Genomic DNA, 17,800 nt, shown 5'->3' on the forward strand with positions numbered 1-17,800 from the left:
GACTTGGGACCACCGCCTTCGCGGGCCTGCGCACGCTTGCGCTCAAGATCCGCGCATAGCTCGTCAATGCTTCGGTTCGTCATGTCTCAACTGCCCCCTTACCGCTCTGAGAGTTCTAATAAAACTCCACCCGTTGATTTCGGATGGACAAAAGCAATTTTTGCGCCCCCGGCACCATATCGCGGCGTTTCGTCAATGAGGCGAACCCCTTTCTCTTTCAACTCGGAAAGGGCTTTTTCAAGATTTTCCACGCGCAGTGATATGTGGTGTAGGCCCTCTCCCTTTTTTTCAATAAATTTTGCAATAGGACTGTCATCTCCTGTTGCCTCTAAAAGCTCTATTTCTGTATCTTTAACGGGAAGGAAAGCCGTTTTGACTTTTTGCTCCTCTACCTCCTCCACTCCTGTGCACGCTATCCCGAGGGCAACCTCCCAAACTTTCAATGACTCCTCAATACTTTTCACCGCAATGCCAATGTGGTCAATTCTAGTAACTTTCATGCACTAATCCCCCTTAAGAGTTTGATATTCATGGGAAAATTCATATCTTTTTCTAGTCAAGTCTCAGAATTCAACGATACTAATCTTAACAAAGAAAATAAGATTTTTCATATGAAACTCACTCTCATACACTAAAGAAGAAGATAATGCCATTAGGGGCACTGCATTACTTACCAATGGGCGATAAAAGCCAAACTATTTGAACAAATAAAAGCCCCTCGGGTAGTTTCCCCCAAGGGGCCCTGTCTGCTTTTTTAAAAGTCGTTTTATAAAATATCCAGTCCAGGCCGATAGATAAGCACAGAACAATGAGCATAACGGGCTACGTTTGCAGCGGTACTACCCACCACGAGCCTCTCTATAGTGCTCTGCCCCCGGTATCCAATAACAATAAGGTTATATTCCCCTTCCCTTGCGTAATCAATAATCACATCTGAAGGGCTTCCCTCTTTTACGATCATGTCGTATTTTACATTGGCGAGTTCCGGCATACGCTCTTTGGCTTTTTTGAAATAATATTCTAATTTTTTCCGAGCTATTTCGGATATCTCCATATCAATTTCCGGCGGAAGCCAGGGCTCATATCCTTTCCAAAGCGTAGGATGGGGCATCACGTGAATAAAAGATGCATGGACTCCTAGCCGCAGGGCCAGAGAACACCCGTAGGCAAAAACCTCCTCTGAAACTTTACTCAAATCTACGGCAACAAGAATTTTCTTCAGCACGATTCTTCCCCCCTTAAACTTTGTAGTGGTACTATTATAAAGGATAACTCAGGATTATTTTCAATACTCGAAATAGTTTGAGGGGGGAAAATGAAAAAAATACTATTGATACCTCTTTGTATCTTATTCTTTATTTTAGGAGCTCTCATTGAAAAATTCGCAAGGAACTTGACCCGGGATCTTTGTCTTTCTGAAACTTCGCGGTTTCGAAGTTTCTTCTCTCGGCCGTGGATTCCCGGAGCGTTCTTCGTGGTCTCAGGTCTTTTGCTCTTTTATGTATGGGGAGTTTCCTTTTCTTTCTTTATGGCCTTTTTACTTACAGTGGGACTGTTTTTTTCAGCTCTCACCGACTTATACAGCGGTTATATTTTCGATGCCGTTCCCGCTGTAATGGGTGTAGGCAGCTTTATTTTCCGATGGGCAGCTGGAACATCCCCTCTTCTTGATGGGATAATGGGAGCTCTCGCGGGCATTGTCATTATGGCTTTTGTTCGCTGGATCAGTAGGGGCGGTATGGGGATAGGCGATATCAAACTGATAGGCGGCATGGGATTGGGTCTGGGACTCCCCCTTACGCTCTATGGACTCTATATTGGGATACTTGTTGGCGGCATAGTCGCTGGCTGGCTTCTTCTTACTTGTCGTGTCCATAGAAAACAACCTATACCCTTTGGTCCATTTATTGCCCTTGGAGGGATCATAGCTCTTGCCACTGCACCCTTTTTAGGAACCTATTTTAATATAGTCCTTGTCTGGCCATGGGGGTGTTAATTTCTATTGTCAAAAAATGGCCCTAAATAAGAGACCATTCTCTTCAGTGGTTCTATAGAGGGTAATCCATATAATCTTCTGAATGCATGATCCGCCCCTGGAATAATAATAAATTGCTTCTCAGGAATATCCGCCGCGTCAAAAAGACGACGGCATGCCTCTTCGCTGAAAGTGTTGTCATTTTCACCATAAAAACTTACAAACCATCCTGTTTTTATGGAACGTACAGATTTGTAAAGAAGAGCGTTATCTCCTATGGTATCGAGGATGGGTAGTCTCAATGTAGTTGAAACATCATCTTTATCAATACTGTCCCCGCTCCCTGAAACAATGATCCCAGAAGGGGATACGGAGAAAACAGGCTGGGGGAAGCCGCCTTCCCGAAGCTTTGTCTGATAGCCGCCACCGGCGATCATAAGAGAATGAATACCGCCCAGGGAAAAACCCCATAAATAAATCTCTTCAGTTGGATGGCGCTTTTCAATCTCACTCAAGGCAACACATACGTCATATAGATCCATCCCATAGGTTTTCCCCTGAAAAGCTGTCCGAGCCCAGCGATCCCTGTCCTCTTTGAAAGAATCGCGATCCCGCCGCAAACGACTTGTTTCAGTTAAATAGACCGTAAGGCCTAAGGGAAGCAACATCCTCGCAAGGACTGCATATTTATTCCCCTCATGGACAGAGGCGCATCCATGAACTCCATGGAAGAGGACGATCACCTTACCCACACTGTCCTTAGGGGAAAGGCGACTGACAAAAACCTTTTCATCGCCATAGGCGCCTTTAAGTGTAAAAACCTCTTTTTCCATTAGAAGCCCTCCTGCCTGATTGACGAAAAAAACGACTTCTTTTTTAAATATATTACTCTTTTCCCATGATTTGACAAACGACGTTAAATAGAGCAAAATAATATTAATAAATTACAGCGTACTGGGGGAGTCGGCGAAAACCGGCTGAGAGGAGACTAGTGGTCTCGACCCCTGGAACCTGATCCGGGTCATGCCGGCGAAGGGAAGTCAGACAAAATCTTCTAAAAGAAATTTCTCTCCTTCCTCCGGCAGTCCCTCATATAAGGAGGATTTTTTATGCGCAACAAAACCCGAATTCTTGTTGAAGGTGCCCTAGCGGTAGCCATGACTGTTGCTTTTTCCTATATAAGGCTCTGGCGAATGCCCCAGGGGGGGTCTGTTACCCTGGAAAATGTGCCGTTGCTTATTTTCGCCCTTCGACATGGACTTAAATATGGTGTTGGTGCCGGATTTGTGGCTGGGATTATACAACTTACACTGGGCGGATACGTAGTGCATCCCGTACAGGCACTTCTTGATTACCCCCTCGCCTTTGCCGCTCTAGGCCTTGCCGCATTCGTTCGAAAACCTCTTTGGGGAGGCCTTACCCTCGGAACCATCTCTCGCCTCTTCTGTCACGTACTTTCAGGAGTCATATTTTTTGGAAGTTACGCTCCTGAAGGAACAAACGTCTGGCTCTACTCCATCATATACAACGGAAGCTACATGGTGCCCAACCTGATTCTGGGCATTTTTGTTACTTACCTGGTCTGGGGAAGACTGAGTCGTATCGGGCAATGATATAGTCCTGTCGATCAGAAACCGAAATGCTTCGTCTCAGCCACCTTGGGAAAAAATACAATGGTCTACCTGTAATCGACCAGTTCGACCTGGATATAGAAAAAGGTTCTTTCTCTGTACTTATTGGACCTTCAGGATGTGGAAAATCCACTCTTTTTGATCTTCTGACAGGAACTATAGAGAGAGAATATGGCACTATGGAATGGATTGGTGAAGCTGTACCCCACCTAGGCCAGATTGCTGCCTATATGCAACAGAAAGACTTACTGTTGCCCTGGCTCTCGCTGATGCAAAACGCTATGCTTCCCCAGGTCTTCTCAAAGGAGAAGCATCTCAGAAAAAACAAGAAAGCAAAGGGGCTATTTGAACGTTTTGGTCTTAATGGGTTTGAGGATTATCTTCCCGGGGCGGTTTCAGGGGGTATGAAGCAACGATGCGCACTCATCCGTACTCTTATGTTCGAGCGGGAAATTGTATTGCTCGATGAGCCTCTCTCCGCTCTTGATGCCATTACAAGAAGAAGCCTGCAATCATTACTGCTTTCACTTCAGAAAGATTTTAAGAAAACTGTATTGATGATCACCCACGACATTGACGAAGCGCTCTACCTCGCTGACACTGTACTTGTGCTTACTCAGGCTCCCATGAAAATCAGGGATAGAATTACCCTCCCATCAGAGAAGCCCCGTAACCTCGATTCATCAGAATATATAGCCATAAAAAAACGGATCCTTTCTGAACTGGAAGAGGAAATGCAATTATGAGCTTCGTTAAAAGAACCGTCGTTTCTACAGGACTTCTCCTCCTGCTTTTCCTTTTATGGGAAGGGGCATGTCGTCTTGCCAATATTCCTATTTTCATTCTTCCTGCTCCCTCCAGAGTTCTATTTGTTGCTGTGACCCAGGCCCCTTTGCTGGCATATCATGCAGCTATGACAGGCATTGAAATAATATTGGGAATCTTTTTTTCTATTACGGCCGCCATTCCACTAGCAGTGGTAATGTTTGTTTATCCTTCTGTGGAACAGGCTTTTTCCCCTCTTCTTGTGGCATCACAGGCCATTCCAGTTTTTGCATTAGCTCCTCTGCTTATCGTCTGGTTTGGCTATGGCATCTGGAGCAAGGTCTTCATGGCTGCCATTATTATCTTTTTTCCCATAGTCGTGAATCTGCTTGAAGGGTTAAAAAGTTGCGACAGCGATTATAGAAAGCTCTTTCACCTTATGGGTGCCCCTTTTTTCCAATCCTTCCGTTATCTTTACTGGCCATGGGCCCTTCCCTACTTTTTAGCGGGACTGAAGGTAGGGGTATCGGTAGCCACCATTGGAGCTGTCATTGGGGAATGGGTAGGGGCCCAAAGGGGCCTTGGGTATCTTATGATCCAATCAAATGCACGACTTCGAGTAGATCTTGTTTTCGCTTCCATCCTGTGGCTCACTGCCATAGGAATATTCTTATGGATCTTGGTGGGTGCAATAGAGAAAAGAACACTCACATGGACTAGATAAAAAACTCTTTAAAGGAAGGTGTGCGCTATTGAAGAAGATTGTCGTTATCCTTTGTCTCGCTCTATCCATTTTCTGTTTCTCAGCTAATTCTCTTTTTGCTGTTGACAAACTGTCCCTTATGCTCGACTGGTTCCCCAATATAGATCATTTGCCACTCTTTGTCGCCAAAGAGAAGGGAATATTTGAACGTCACGGGCTGGAATTATCCATTCTCAGTCCTTCTGAAACGGCAGACCCCCTGAAACTTGCTGCTTCTTCTCACATTGATCTTGCAATTGCCTATGAGCCCCAGACAATTATTGCCGCATCCTCTGGCATTGAAATCAAAGGGGTAGGCCGCCTCATAGGACATCCTCTTACCACATTGCTTTTTATCGGGGGAAAGAACATTGAAAAACCTTCAGACCTCGAAGGGAAAAAGATAGGATACACTGTTCCTGGCATGATGGACCTTCTTACCGACGGGTTCGCAAAAGAAAACGGCTTTCAAAAATACGAGCTTATCAATGTGGGATTCACTATAATCCCCTCTCTAACCACAGGAAAAGTTGATGCTATTATGGGGCCCTACAAAAATTATGAGGTAGTGGAACTTGAGCAGCATGGCTACACTCCCGGATATTTCGAACTGGAGAAATACGGAATCCCAGACTACGACGAACTTGTATTTGTAACAGGAGCCACAACCCTCAAAGATAAAGAACGCCTCATCAGGCGGTTTAGAAAAGCTATACAAGAGGCTATCGAAATGACACGAAAAACACCTGAAGAAGCACTGGAAGTCTATTTAAAAGCAGTTCCTGAAGCTCCGAGGGAACTGGAGACGGCAGCCTTTGCGCGAACTCTCGACCTTTACGCCCATACTCAGGACTTTAGCGTGGAAAAGTGGCAAAAATTCGCAGATTTTGCTGCCTCAATTGGAATGATAGACAAGGAGGTTCTTGTTCATGCCATTCTCTGGAACGGAAAATAACGCCTCTATTTCATCATCACGATTACATATAAAAAAGCTGACCGTTGCCGGACTCCTTGCTGGGGCAGGAGTTCTCCTTTCGGGAATATACATCCCTGTGGGGCCGACAAAATGTTTCCCCTTCCAACATACTATTAATGTTTTGGCAGGGATCTTACTGGGACCATGGTGGGGAGCATCTATTGCTTTTGTTACAAGTTTTATTCGAAATATGATGGGAACTGGAAGTCTTTTCGCCTTTCCAGGCAGTATTCCTGGAGTTTTGATGGTGGGGTTTGCCTACCGCCTCTTCAAAAAAGACTGGGCAGCCCTGGTGGAGCCGCTGGGAACTGGCCCTATAGGCGCCACCCTTTCTGCCCTTGTAATTGGGCCGGCCATAGGAAAAACCCCTGCGCTGGGAGCTTTGCAGTTCGCCTTTCTTGCTAGCAGCATCCCTGGCGCTCTTCTGGGTTTCGCCCTTGTCATTATGACAAAGCGAATGGGCATTTTAAAAGACCTTTCATAAATTACACGGGCTGGAGGAGTATCTCCAGCCCGTGTTTTACCCTAAAATATATTCTCCGGAGATCACGAAATCAGGCTCAAGAAATGACGAGCCGCCTTCTTTATATGAGGAGCGCCCACAATAGCAGAAATAACGGCAACCCCATTAACACCAGTCTTCATTGCTTCAGCAACATTTTCCTCATTAATACCCCCGATAGCCACTGCAGGAATAGGAACGGCTTCCATTATTTCACGAATCCTGGAGAGCCCCACAACATGGGCATCCTCTTTGCTGCCAGTGGGAAAAGCAGCCCCTATCCCTATATATGAAGCTCCGGACTTTAAAGCTATTCGTGCCTGGTCGACAGTGTGTGCAGAAACTCCAACAATAAAACCCCTTGGTAAAAAAGGTCTGACCGCTTCAAGGGGCAAGTCCTTTTGTCCGAGATGGACGCCATCTGCTTGAGCAGCCAGTGCCACATCGAGACGATCATTAATGATAAGTGGAACGTTGTAATCATAACAAAGTCTTTTCATGGCCAGGGCTGTTTCCAAAAGCTCACGGCCGCCAGATTGCTTGTCTCTCAACTGAATGACAGTCGCTCCTCCTTTAAGAACTTCTTCCGTCTGTTCCAGAAGAGTTCGGGGGGCTCCTATCTGACGATCAGGAATTACATAAAGCTTTAACATATGACGTATGTTCATTCCCGCCACTCCTCTTTTCTATTCAAACGCTCTTCATATCCGTAAAAATCACTTTTTACAAGAGAGGATACCTCATCGATAAAAACATTTCCGAAGGTTCCAGGGCCATAGACATTTTCCCTACCGGCTGCTTTTTCAGAAGCAAGGGATACTGCGACGAGAGCTGTTATAGCAGCAAGCCCATAATCAGCTGTTACAGCCGAGCAGGCAGCAATCAGGCTACCTACGGCGCATCCGCTCGCTGTAATGGCTGGAAGAAGAGGGCTTCCCCCTCCCAAGACCAGGAAGAAACATGACGGGGGCACCGGTATCGCTACTGAGTCTTCTTTTCCTGTCGCCACAGCCACCACTCCATAACTGGACACGATGTTTGAAAGGGCCTTCTCAAGATCTTTGCAATTGTAGCCATCAACCCCTTGAACTGTCCCTTCCTCTCCTCCTAAAAGCCCCATCTCTCCTCTATTTCCTTTTACTGTGGTAACTGCTTCGCTGCGGAGAATTTCTTCGACTAAAGAGATCCGCAAAGGGGATGCCCCATAGCCGACTGGGTCCAGTACAAGGGGCTTTTTTTCTTTCCTTATTACAGGAAGAATCTCTTTTATTGATCTTATACTTTCATCAGAGGGCGTCCCTGTATTTATGAGAATGCTGTCTGCCCTGCTTGCAAGAAAAGAAGCCTCTTCCGCATTAATGGACATTAGGGGTGAGGCCCCCGCCGCAAGACTGATATTAGCCTGAAAGTTCGCAGCTACCATATTGGTCAACTGGTAGACAAGGGGGCGATAATGCCTTATATCTTCCCAGACCTCTGCTATCTGAATATCCTTATATCTCATTGTCTCCAGATTCATATTCTTTTACCCACTCTGGTGTTACAGCATGGCCTAAAGGACCATATCCATGGCCTGGCTTAAAGCTATGAAGCAGGCCCATCCGCAAATACTGGCGGCCATAGGAAACAGCCTCCTCCAAATCACGGCCGGCTGAAAGTTCTGCTGCAATGGCTGCGCTAAGAGTGCATCCTGTTCCATGGGTATTCTCCGTATCCACCCTTGGATCTTCAAAAATGGTTATTTTCCCTTCACAATAGAGTACATCTACAACTTTTTCTTTTGATTTCTCTACATCCATATGGCCGCCTTTTACTAAAACTGCTTTTGGTCCAAGGCCAGAGATCAATCTGGCGGCGTTCTTCATGTCTTCCAGAGATTGAACTTCAACTCCACTTAGCTTTTCTGCCTCCGGCATATTGGGCGTCACCAGAAGTGCAAGGGGCAACAGCTGTTCTTTCAAAGCCTGAACTGCTGATTCGGAAATAAGGCTTACTCCACTCTGCGAGATCATTACGGGATCAACCACAAGATTTGACAACTGGTAATTTTTCAAGGCTTCACACACCACATGAATGGTTTCCGGCCTGCTTAACATTCCGGTTTTTGCTGCGTCAACTCGAAAATCAGAGAGTACTGCATCAAGTTGGGCTGTGATGCTCTTCGGAGGAATATCGTGAATATCTTTAACTGTCAAACTATTCTGCGCTGTTACAGCTGTAATAACGGACATTCCAAAAATGTGGAGGGCGGCAAAAGTCTTAAGATCTGCCTGTATACCTGCACCTCCGCCAGAATCACTCCCGGCAATAGTCAATGCGTTTCCTCGATATAGTGCCACAATGTGCACCTCCTCAAAAATAATAGGAGAAGTCCCCCTTGTTTCGGCGAACTTCTCCTATACAAAAACTCCCAGCGCCAGCATTATCCGGATCTGGTGATAAGGGTCGAAAGCGCGCCGGCTTCCCTCTCAGCTAAAGCAGCTCCCCTGAGTACCTATTAGTATTATTTGGTATTTTTTTTAAACACCCTCATTAAGGGTATCTTCGTCTTCCTCTAAGGAAAGCCATTTCCCCCAATCAAAACGGAGCAAACCGCTGATGACATAAATAGAGATGGCTGCAAGAGGCGCTGTTCCATGCAATACGATAATCAGCCCCACAGTAACCATACAGAGGAATAAGAATTTCTTCTTATTCGTGTTTCCTTTGCGAAGTCCCTTTAAGTTCCCATAGGGGACACTAGAAATCATAAGGGCGCCCGTGCCAACAGAGAAGAATGCCGCGAGAGCAGCGGGAACAGATATACCTCCAATTACGAAGGACGCAAGAAAGAGTCCTCCGGCAGGAATAGGCAGCCCCTGGAAAGGACCAGGAACGTGAACAATATTGAACCTAGCCAGGCGCAGGGCACCGCACAATGCGAAGAAACATACGGCGAGAGCGCCAGTTACTCCGGCAAAACCCTGCAAATAATTTGCATATACAAGAATGGCTGGAGCCACGCCGAAGCTTACCACATCGGCAAGACTGTCATATTCCAGTCCAAACTGAGTTCCGCCTCCAAGACTTCGAGCAACTTTGCCGTCCATAAAATCAAAAAAGACCGCAAAAAAGATTAACCAGGCAGCGGGAAGAAAACGCCCATGAAAAGTGAGGATCAGCGATAGCATGCCGCACAGCAAATTTCCACTTGTTACCATGTTAGGAGCTATCTCTCGAAAGGAGAGATGCCTTTTACCTATTTTTTTTCTCATGACTCGCCGTCACTCCCAAAACAGATTTACCAGCCTTCACTTTCTGATCGATGGTTACAGAGCACTTTACACTCAAAGGCAGGTAGACGTCAACTTTAGACCCTAATTTTATCATCCCAAAACGCTGACCGCGACAGAGCCTGTCCCCCTTTTTAAGACGGCAGACAATCCGCCTCGCTAAAAACCCAGCGATCTGCACCAGAAGAATCCGGCCATGAGCTGTTTCAAGCCCTACGAGCATTCTCTCATTCTCTTCAGAAGCCTTCGGGGCAAAAGCCATCCACTTTTTACCTGGCACATACTCCAGATAATCTACTATCCCATCGTAGGGAACTCTATTCACGTGCACGTCAAAGGGGGACATGAATATGCCAACCTTTATCGCTTCTCCCACATATGAACAGCTTGCCTTTTCTATCTCTACCACTTTGCCATCTGCAGGAGAAACCCAAACCTCAGGATCCACTGGCAATTCTCGTTCAGGATCTCGAAAGAACCAAACTACAATAGCAAGAAAGACACTCATGATAGCTGCCATCCAGGGGGAGATGAACATGCTCCCTCCTGTTAAAAAAGCAACAAAAATAATAAGAGGCCAGCCGTCACGAGCGATCATTAATCGTCTTCTCCATCTTCAGTGCTTACAACGCTTGCAGTAGCAACGGTGTCCCCCTCGTCAAGCCTCATCATTATGCTGCCCATTGCCGTTCTTCCTAAGACCGGGGATTCCGATACAGCCAGACGAATCATACGTCCGCGACTTGTTATCGCTACGATTTCATCCCCTTCCGCAACGCTCCAGCAACCTACGATCAAACCTGTCCTATCGCTGAGGTTCATGACAATAACTCCACTACCGCCACGATGGCGAAGAGAAAACTCATCGTATTTCGTCCGTTTCCCAAATCCATTTTCGCTCAGCAACAGAGGCCAGCGACCATTTGCCACCACATCGCACCCTATAACATAATCATTTTTCCGAAGGCGAATCCCCCTTACACCTCTCGCTGTTCGCCCCATGGGGCGGAATTCCGATTCATGGGTACGTAGGGCCTGTCCCTGGGCCGTTACTATAAGCAAATGGTCGTCCCCTGAAGTCAGCACTATCTGGGAAATTTCGTCTCCTTCGTCAAGGCCCATGACTCTGCGTCCTGCACGGGTTAAATTTTCAAGCTCAGACAGATCAAGTCGTTTCGCGGTTCCCCTCAGGGTAATAAAGAAAGCATATTTAGCTCCGTCTACCGCCCGCCCATGCATGGTCACAACCCGCTCCCCTTCTTCTAGGGCCACAAAGCGGTTTATGAGTTTGCCTCGTCCAGTCTTCGATTCGGGGATCACATAGCCTTTAAGGGCAAGAACCCGCCCCTTCGATGTGAAGAGATAGATATCCCTATGGGTGCTTGTCACCGCTACCAGTGCAACCTCGTCTTCTTCCTGAAGGGCTGTGCCTTTTCTTCCTTTGCCTCCCCTTCCCTGCAGCGTATATTCCTGAAGATCCTTTCGCCTTAAATAACCATCTCTGGATAATACAACCACAATGTCGCTTTCTGGAATGAGGTCTTCAATAGAAACATCCTCAACGGCATCAATGATTTCAGTTTTCCTTTCATTTCCAAAACGTCTTTTTACTTCAAGCAATTCTTCTTTGATAACGGAATCAAGGACTTTAGGATTTCCGAGAATTGTCTGGTAACGCTCGATGTCAGAAAGAAGTTGAGCCAGTTCAGCTTCAAGTTTTTCTCTTTCAAGGCCTGTTAGACGCTGCAAGCGCATTTCTAGAATGGCTTGAGCCTGCGCTTCGGAAAAGTCCAATTTCGAAATAAGCCCTTCTTTGGCCTCTTCAGTTGTTGCAGATCCTCTAATCAGGGCAATAACTTCATCAATGATGTCAAGGGCTTTTACAAGACCTTCCACTATATGAGCCCTGGCCTCAGCTTTTTCCAGACGGAACTGGGTTCTTCTTCTGACCACGCTTCGTCTGTGATTGAGGAAAATATTGAGCATTTCCTCAATAGAAAGTTCTTTGGGATACCCGTCAATCAGCGCTAGATTAATGACACCAAAAGTACTCTGGAGCTGAGTCCGGCGATAAAGCTGTCTCAAAACCAAATTGGGGTCTGTATCACGGTTCACCTCTATAACAATCCGAAGGCCTTCTCGATCAGATTCGTCTCGTAAATCCATAACCCCGTCAATAGTTTTGTCCTGGACATTCTTAGCTATGGTTTCTATAAGATTGGTCTTGTTCACCATGTAAGGGATTTCGGTGATAACGATGAACGTCTTTCCTCTTTTTCCCTCTTCTATGTGGGTTCTTCCCCGCATAGTGATCTTGCCACGCCCTGTGCGATAGGCATCTATTATGCCATCCCGGCCAAGAATAAGACCTCCCGTTGGAAAATCAGGACCAGGCATACGAAACAGAATTTCACCTATATCAACCTGCTCCGGCTCTGTATCGATAAGGTAGCAAAGGGCATCCACAACCTCCACAAGGTTATGAGGAGGAATATTTGTAGCCATTCCAACAGCAATACCGGAACTACCGTTGATAAGAAGGTTGGGCAACATCGCCGGCAGACAAAGGGGCTCCTGAAGGGACTCATCAAAGTTTGGCCCCCAATCTACAGTGTCCTGATCTATGTCAGCCAGCATGAGCTCGCCGATCTCATAAAGCCGAGCCTCAGTGTAACGCATTGCGGCTGCCGGGTCTCCGTCAATAGAACCGAAGTTCCCCTGGCCATCGACGAGAGGGTAGCGCATACTAAAGTCCTGAGCCATACGAACCATAGTGTCATAAATAGCCGAGTCTCCGTGAGGGTGGTATTTACCCATGGTTTCACCAACCACACGGGCCGACTTTTTATATGCCGTATTATGACGAAGGCCAAGCTCCATCATGGCATAGAGTATCCTTCTTTGTACTGGTTTTAGCCCGTCACGGGCATCTGGGAGAGCTCGCCCCACTATAACGCTCATAGCATAGTCTAGATAACTATGTTTTATCTCCTCCACCAAAGGGAGAGGAACTACTTTGCCAAAAAGGGGCTCGCCTTTTTTCTCTTCCATATAGATCCTACCTCCAGAATAAATTCCAAAAAGACAATTTAAATACGTGACAAACTATAGTATTTTAACACGTTCAAAGAAACATTACCTAAAAAAGGGAGAGGGGCTTTAAAGCCACCCTCTCCCTATCAAGCCTGCAATCTTACTATTTTACCATCTCTCTTTGTGGAGGGCTTTGTCGTTTATCCCTTTATGGGGGGCCTTTTCTTCTGCTGGATATCCAAGGGCCGCTATACCTGTCACCTTAATGTGGTCTGGAACCTCCAGGATTGGGCAAACCCGTTCTTCTCTGGGATGACGGCCCATGACCTTCAGCCAGACTCCCTCGATACCAAAGGCCCGTGCACCTAGAAGGATGTTTTCAAGAGCCGCCGCTGCATCTTCCATCCATGCCAGATCTTCTTTTGGATAGAATGATGTGTCTGCACATACAGCAATGGCAAGAGGAGCCTGAGCCAACATTTTTCCTGAATCATGGGCCGCCGCTAGCCTATTAAGAATATTTCTCTCCTGAATAACAATAAAATGGCATGGACGCTGGTTATGGGCACTTGGAGCCGCAAAAGCGCACTCAAGCAAAATATCTATAATTTCCTTTTCTACAGGAGCTGTTGTAAATTTTCGAATGCTTCTTCGTCCGAGGATAGCCTTAATTACCGGATGTTCACGCTTGTCCATCACCTTTCGCCTCTTTCATTGTTAAATTTTTTTACTTTTTCTTTTTTGTGTCCACCCTACCATCTGTTAAGATGCAGGGTCCCTTCGTCGATTCCCTTGTGGGGCTCTTTTTTCTCTTTTCCATATCCAATAGCCGCTATGCCCAATACTGCTATATGCTCTGGAATCGAGATGATTTTACGAACTGCCTCTTCGCACCCTTCGGCATGGCGAACGCCTAACCATACTCCATCAAGACCGATAGCATGAGCAGCTATAAGAATATTTTGCATTGCGGCAGAACAGTCTTCTTCCCAATAACGACGGGCAAAGTCGCTTTTCTCAGGGTTGCCGCACACAACAATTCCAAGGGGAGCTTCAAAAAGCATTTTGCCATAAGGATGGTCTTCCCCGAGACGATTGAGAAGGTCTCTATCAGTAACAACTATAAAGTGGCAAGGGCGGCTATTTGCTGCACTGGGAGCCGCTGATCCACATTCAACCAGAAGCTCTATCTTCTCTTTTTCTACTGCTTTTTCTTCAAAACGCCGAATGCTTCTCCTTCCTAAAATAGCCCGAATTGCCTCATTCTCTTTTAACGCCATCGTTTTCACCGCCTTTTTTGTCTTTAAATACAAAAACCTTTTTTCTTAAGCCCGGCCAAAACTCTGGAAGTTCTGCTTCAGGAAAATCCTTAAGCTCTTTTCCCGCCGCTGCCCGCAGAAAATTATTGACCCACCAGTAAACGTCTCGTTCTCTAATAGACTTGCACATCCGCCTCATGCGATTCTTTTTTTCTTCTTCTTTCATAAAAATCGAGTAATAAAGAGCATCTGCCGTCGCTTCCACATCGTAAGGATTAATAAGGATAGCCCCGCTCCTGAGCTGATAGGCCGCTCCTGCAAATTCGCTCAAAATCAAAACTCCCTTATAATCTGTCTGACAAGCGCAGTATTCTTTGCACACAAGATTCATGCCATCTTTGAGAGAACTTACAAAACCCGCGTCAGCAGCCCGATACATAGCTACTAATTCCTTTTGATCCACTGTACCATAGCGGTAAAGTATGGGCACCCAAGCAGTGGTTGAGAATCGGCCATTTATTTCACTGATAAGTTTCTGAATTTCATCTCGCAGAGCACCGTATTCCGCCACCCCTTCCCGACTGGGAATGATCAGTTGAAAAAGAGATATCTTTCCCTGGAGATGGGGGTATTTTTCGAGAGCTCTGGCAAAAGCTCTCAATTTTTCTGGGATTCCCTTTGTGTAATCAAGGCGATCGATGCCAAGGACAAGAAAGTCGGCTGTAATATCCTTACGGATCTCTCGAGAGCGAAGGGCCGCCTCTTTCGCTGAAGCCATCGAACGAAATCTTTTATAATCAATGCTGATGGGCAAACTTCCTATCTGTATAGTGTGCCCCTTTATTTCCAGCTCTACAATAGCTCCACGTCCTACAACCCTACAGGCAGGGTAAAAAGACCTGGCGCAATCTATAAAATTTCTTCTATCTCGATGAGTTTGGAAGCAGAGAAAAGAAAACCGTAGCAACTCATCAATAATTTGTTTCCTCCACGGAAGTTTAATAAAAAGGTCTGATGACGGGAAGGGGATATGAAGAAAAAACACACAATGGCGCTTAACGCCCAGACGCTCAAGGCTGCCCGCCAGCAGTATAAGCTGGTAATCATTGACCCATATGATATCTTTTTCCGTTGAATGCTTTGCGATAACAGCTGCAAACTTATCGCTAACCCTTACATATGCCTCCCAGTATTGGGGCTGAAAACGGCAAAGAGCCTCTAAATCATGAAAAAGAGGCCAAATAATAGAATTTGAGAATCCATAGTAATAGTTGTCAATTTCACCATTTTCCAGCAAGATCGGCACTATGCGAAAACCCGTTTCTTCTGATATGGGCCCCAGGATCTTACGCAACCCGCTTAGGTTGATCCTCCCTCTTGTGCCAGGCCATCCAATCCACATGCCGCCACGGTCTTTCAGTACAGGGGAAAGAGCCGTAACAAGCCCTCCCGCTCCCGGTTCCACACTCCACTTCTGTTTTCTCTTTTTAAGGATAATGGGCAGACGGTTCGAAACAACGATCATGCGCTCTTTATCTGCCACTCTTCTCCCTTCCTCTCTACAATCAGATTGTTGCTAGGCTCTTGTAAAGAAAAATTATAGTTTTTGTGACATCTGTGCCTCCAGATCCTCACCACCATTTTGAGAGAGATTGATCATAAGAGCAAGAACTGTACGCAAATGAGTTGTGATAAGGAAGTTCTCTCGCACATATTTATGGGCATTCTGTCCCATCCGTTTCCGTTGCCGCCCCCAAGCTAAAAGATATCTCAATCTCAATGCCGCCCCTTCCGGGGTCTGAACCCTGAATCCGTTAAAACGGTTAATGATCTGAAGACGGATACCACCTACATCGCCTCCGATTACAGGCTTGTATTTCCACATTCCCTCAGTCACTGTAAGACCGAAACCTTCTTTGGTTGATTTCTGCATTATTATGTCTGCGGCAGACTGTAACCCATTGATCGTTCTGTGAGCATTAGAAGGAAGCTCGATGACGTGGATATCAGGATCGTCAGAAGCAGCATTTTTGACCTGCTCTAAAATCGCGGCACCTTCCGGGTCATCGGCGGCACCCCCTCCTGCAAGGACAATCTGCATGTCCGCATGTTTCCTCGCCATCCTGTAACTTTTTATCACACCAATAGGATCTTTAAAAACATCGAACCGGGACACCTGCACTACAAGAGGCCGTTCTCTATCTAAATTGAAACGAAGACACGTCTCATCGATCTCTCTTTCCGAAAGAACAATGTTTTTCTCGCTAAGAGGGTCTATGCTCGGTGGGATAAGGTATTGGGGGTGAGGTAAACGCTGAGTAAAATCAGCAAGAGAAAAGATGGACGCATCATATTCTGAAACAAAGCGGCGAAGCATCCTCCATATGTTACGATTTGGCACACTCGCATCAATATGACACCGCCAAATCCACTTTCCCTTTCTGTTAGGACAGAGTGAAAGAAGGGGGGCTGGTTGAGGATCATGAATAAACACAAAATCTGCCTCCTCAAGAAGAGGTCTCAATCTCTCCGCATTAAGCCTGTTCGTTTCCATATAAACTTCATGATAGGATTCTGTAAAAGGGAGGTCTTTGCCTTGTAAAGCGTTATGAATCGACTTCGTTGCTGTATAAAAAGCCTCCGAACCAACTATAACTTCCCAGTGAGTTTCAATACCTAGTTCATTCATTAGGGGAATCATGCATCGTAGAATTTCTGCCACTCCTCCACCTTCACGAGTTGAGTTGACATGAACAACCTTTTTCCCTTGCAAGAAGGTTGCAAAACGATATAAGCTGCTTATAACCTGTTCTCCAGCTAAGACTCCGTAATTCTGTAAAAGCTGTGTCATAAAAGACTCTCCCCCCCCAAAACAAAAGCGATTTCTAAAATATGGACAAGTCTTTCCCGGAGATCAGTAAGAGAGTGTAAATATGGATCCAAATTTGTCAGTTCCTCTCTTGCTTCCGCAGTTTCTTCGCCAAAAAAACCCAGCCACTTCGAATAATCGTCTTGCCTGTCTTCACGATTGCGCCGTTTTGCTTCTATGAAATGAAAAAAAATACTGCCTCGGCTTGAAGATGCTATAGCCCGAGGGAGTGTTCGAGGGGAGTCTGCTGATAGAGCTGTTTCTACAACAATGAGATGAGCCCGAGTAAAGTGGAAAGTCCTATCGGCCTCCTTCCAACTGATGAAATACTCTCTAGAAAGTGTTTCATCGAGGAGGTCGAGAAGTTCCTCCCTGATATCCTCGATATCGTTCCTGTGATTAAGATCCAGGGCGCTTAATCTCTCAGAAAGTGCGTCTTCATGAAGATAAACCTTTGCCCAGGACGCAAAATCATTAACATACTCAGACTCTGGAAACTGAGGGGAAAGAAGGCGACCCCAGAAATGATAGTACAGACAGCTTGGAGCAACCTCTTCAATCCCTTCACGAAGCTCTCTAAGGTTCCTGGCCTGAATCCCTGTGCTAATAGGCAGAAGGGTGCACTCCTTGAATCTAAAGGTCTCTCTACTTTGATAACTAGACATAGCAACAGCTCCCATAAGGCAACGCTGATTTTTCGATTTTTCGGTATAATATAACAATATAAATATGTGGTAAAAATTGTAGCATAGATGGAAAGGAAGGGAGCGTTGAAT

Annotated in this window: 20 protein-coding genes and 2 riboswitches; of the genes, 6 read left to right on the top strand and 14 right to left on the bottom strand. The window is 46.0% G+C overall.

Annotated features, from left to right (window positions below):
* Nucleotides 1-98: 98 nt before the first annotated feature.
* Both mce and BUC50_RS09335 read right to left on the bottom strand, forming a co-directional pair.
* Nucleotides 99-500, bottom strand: a complete 402-nt coding sequence (mce, locus tag BUC50_RS09330; protein ID WP_013047677.1) for a methylmalonyl-CoA epimerase — start codon at nucleotides 498-500, stop codon at nucleotides 99-101.
* 266 nt (nucleotides 501-766) lie between these two features.
* Nucleotides 767-1,225 carry a universal stress protein gene (locus BUC50_RS09335; RefSeq protein WP_013047676.1) on the bottom strand — a complete coding sequence of 153 codons (459 nt, stop codon included), beginning with the start codon at nucleotides 1,223-1,225 and terminating at the stop codon, nucleotides 767-769.
* Nucleotides 1,226-1,315: 90 nt separating this feature from the next.
* On the opposite strand from BUC50_RS09335, the gene BUC50_RS09340 reads away from it, so the two are divergent.
* Entirely contained in the window at nucleotides 1,316-1,996 is a 681-nt protein-coding gene (locus tag BUC50_RS09340; RefSeq protein WP_013047675.1) for a prepilin peptidase, read from the top strand.
* On the opposite strand, the gene BUC50_RS09345 is transcribed toward BUC50_RS09340, so the two are convergent.
* Nucleotides 1,993-2,808 (bottom strand): alpha/beta hydrolase, encoded by an 816-nt coding sequence (locus BUC50_RS09345; RefSeq protein WP_013047674.1) that lies wholly within the window; start codon nucleotides 2,806-2,808, stop codon nucleotides 1,993-1,995. The genes BUC50_RS09340 and BUC50_RS09345 overlap by 4 nt on opposite strands.
* 113 nt (nucleotides 2,809-2,921) lie before the next feature.
* Nucleotides 2,922-3,030, top strand: a riboswitch (TPP riboswitch).
* A gap of 54 nt (nucleotides 3,031-3,084) precedes the next feature.
* On the opposite strand from BUC50_RS09345, the gene thiT reads away from it, so the two are divergent.
* From thiT to thiW, 5 genes are read left to right on the top strand one after another with little or no spacing between them, the layout of a single operon-like run.
* Entirely contained in the window at nucleotides 3,085-3,588 is a 504-nt protein-coding gene (thiT, locus tag BUC50_RS09350) for an energy-coupled thiamine transporter ThiT (protein WP_273312001.1), read from the top strand.
* A gap of 26 nt (nucleotides 3,589-3,614) precedes the next feature.
* Nucleotides 3,615-4,352 carry an ABC transporter ATP-binding protein gene (locus tag BUC50_RS09355; protein ID WP_013047672.1) on the top strand — a complete coding sequence of 246 codons (738 nt, stop codon included), beginning with the start codon at nucleotides 3,615-3,617 and terminating at the stop codon, nucleotides 4,350-4,352.
* Nucleotides 4,349-5,095, top strand: a complete 747-nt coding sequence (locus BUC50_RS09360; RefSeq protein WP_013047671.1) for an ABC transporter permease — start codon at nucleotides 4,349-4,351, stop codon at nucleotides 5,093-5,095. Before BUC50_RS09355 ends, BUC50_RS09360 begins: the two co-directional genes overlap by 4 nt.
* Nucleotides 5,096-5,123: 28 nt before the next feature.
* On the top strand, nucleotides 5,124-6,068 hold the full coding sequence (locus tag BUC50_RS09365) for an ABC transporter substrate-binding protein (RefSeq protein WP_013047670.1): 945 nt from the start codon (nucleotides 5,124-5,126) through the stop codon (nucleotides 6,066-6,068).
* Complete coding sequence (thiW, locus tag BUC50_RS09370) at nucleotides 6,043-6,573, top strand: energy coupling factor transporter S component ThiW (protein ID WP_013047669.1); 531 nt, start codon at nucleotides 6,043-6,045, stop codon at nucleotides 6,571-6,573. Before BUC50_RS09365 ends, thiW begins: the two co-directional genes overlap by 26 nt.
* A 62-nt stretch (nucleotides 6,574-6,635) precedes the next feature.
* Here the strand turns inward: thiW and thiE are convergent, their stop codons facing one another.
* From thiE to BUC50_RS09425, 11 genes are all read right to left on the bottom strand, one after another.
* On the bottom strand, nucleotides 6,636-7,259 hold the full coding sequence (thiE, locus tag BUC50_RS09375; RefSeq protein WP_013047668.1) for a thiamine phosphate synthase: 624 nt from the start codon (nucleotides 7,257-7,259) through the stop codon (nucleotides 6,636-6,638).
* Nucleotides 7,256-8,110, bottom strand: a complete 855-nt coding sequence (gene thiM / locus BUC50_RS09380) for a hydroxyethylthiazole kinase (RefSeq protein WP_013047667.1) — start codon at nucleotides 8,108-8,110, stop codon at nucleotides 7,256-7,258. The genes thiE and thiM overlap by 4 nt, the downstream gene beginning before the upstream one ends.
* The gene (gene thiD, locus BUC50_RS09385) at nucleotides 8,085-8,930 is read right to left on the bottom strand and encodes a bifunctional hydroxymethylpyrimidine kinase/phosphomethylpyrimidine kinase (protein WP_013047666.1); all 846 of its coding nucleotides are present in this window, start codon (nucleotides 8,928-8,930) and stop codon (nucleotides 8,085-8,087) included. The genes thiM and thiD overlap by 26 nt, the downstream gene beginning before the upstream one ends.
* Nucleotides 8,931-8,982: 52 nt before the next feature.
* Nucleotides 8,983-9,089, bottom strand: a riboswitch (TPP riboswitch).
* A gap of 21 nt (nucleotides 9,090-9,110) precedes the next feature.
* Nucleotides 9,111-9,845 (bottom strand): CDP-diacylglycerol--serine O-phosphatidyltransferase, encoded by a 735-nt coding sequence (gene pssA, locus BUC50_RS09390; RefSeq protein WP_013047665.1) that lies wholly within the window; start codon nucleotides 9,843-9,845, stop codon nucleotides 9,111-9,113.
* Nucleotides 9,826-10,461, bottom strand: a complete 636-nt coding sequence (locus tag BUC50_RS09395) for a phosphatidylserine decarboxylase family protein (RefSeq protein ID WP_013047664.1) — start codon at nucleotides 10,459-10,461, stop codon at nucleotides 9,826-9,828. The genes pssA and BUC50_RS09395 overlap by 20 nt, the downstream gene beginning before the upstream one ends.
* The gene (gyrA, locus tag BUC50_RS09400; protein WP_013047663.1) at nucleotides 10,461-12,914 is read right to left on the bottom strand and encodes a DNA gyrase subunit A; all 2,454 of its coding nucleotides are present in this window, start codon (nucleotides 12,912-12,914) and stop codon (nucleotides 10,461-10,463) included. The genes BUC50_RS09395 and gyrA overlap by 1 nt, the downstream gene beginning before the upstream one ends.
* Nucleotides 12,915-13,064: 150 nt before the next feature.
* Complete coding sequence (locus BUC50_RS09405) at nucleotides 13,065-13,592, bottom strand: nitroreductase family protein (RefSeq protein WP_013047662.1); 528 nt, start codon at nucleotides 13,590-13,592, stop codon at nucleotides 13,065-13,067.
* A gap of 56 nt (nucleotides 13,593-13,648) precedes the next feature.
* Nucleotides 13,649-14,176, bottom strand: a complete 528-nt coding sequence (locus tag BUC50_RS09410; protein ID WP_013047661.1) for a nitroreductase family protein — start codon at nucleotides 14,174-14,176, stop codon at nucleotides 13,649-13,651.
* Nucleotides 14,157-15,698, bottom strand: coding sequence for an alpha,alpha-trehalose-phosphate synthase (UDP-forming) (locus tag BUC50_RS09415; protein WP_286677368.1), 1,542 nt, complete (start codon nucleotides 15,696-15,698; stop codon nucleotides 14,157-14,159). Before BUC50_RS09415 ends, BUC50_RS09410 begins: the two co-directional genes overlap by 20 nt.
* A gap of 54 nt (nucleotides 15,699-15,752) precedes the next feature.
* Nucleotides 15,753-17,006: a glycosyltransferase gene (locus BUC50_RS09420; RefSeq protein ID WP_041459440.1), complete on the bottom strand. Its 1,254-nt coding sequence runs from the start codon at nucleotides 17,004-17,006 to the stop codon at nucleotides 15,753-15,755.
* Nucleotides 17,003-17,689 carry a DUF5752 family protein gene (locus BUC50_RS09425; protein WP_213700432.1) on the bottom strand — a complete coding sequence of 229 codons (687 nt, stop codon included), beginning with the start codon at nucleotides 17,687-17,689 and terminating at the stop codon, nucleotides 17,003-17,005. The genes BUC50_RS09420 and BUC50_RS09425 overlap by 4 nt, the downstream gene beginning before the upstream one ends.
* Nucleotides 17,690-17,800: the final 111 nt, after the last annotated feature.

Source organism: Aminobacterium sp. EBM-42 (assembly GCF_001896635.1).
GTDB lineage: Bacteria > Synergistota > Synergistia > Synergistales > Aminobacteriaceae > Aminobacterium > Aminobacterium colombiense.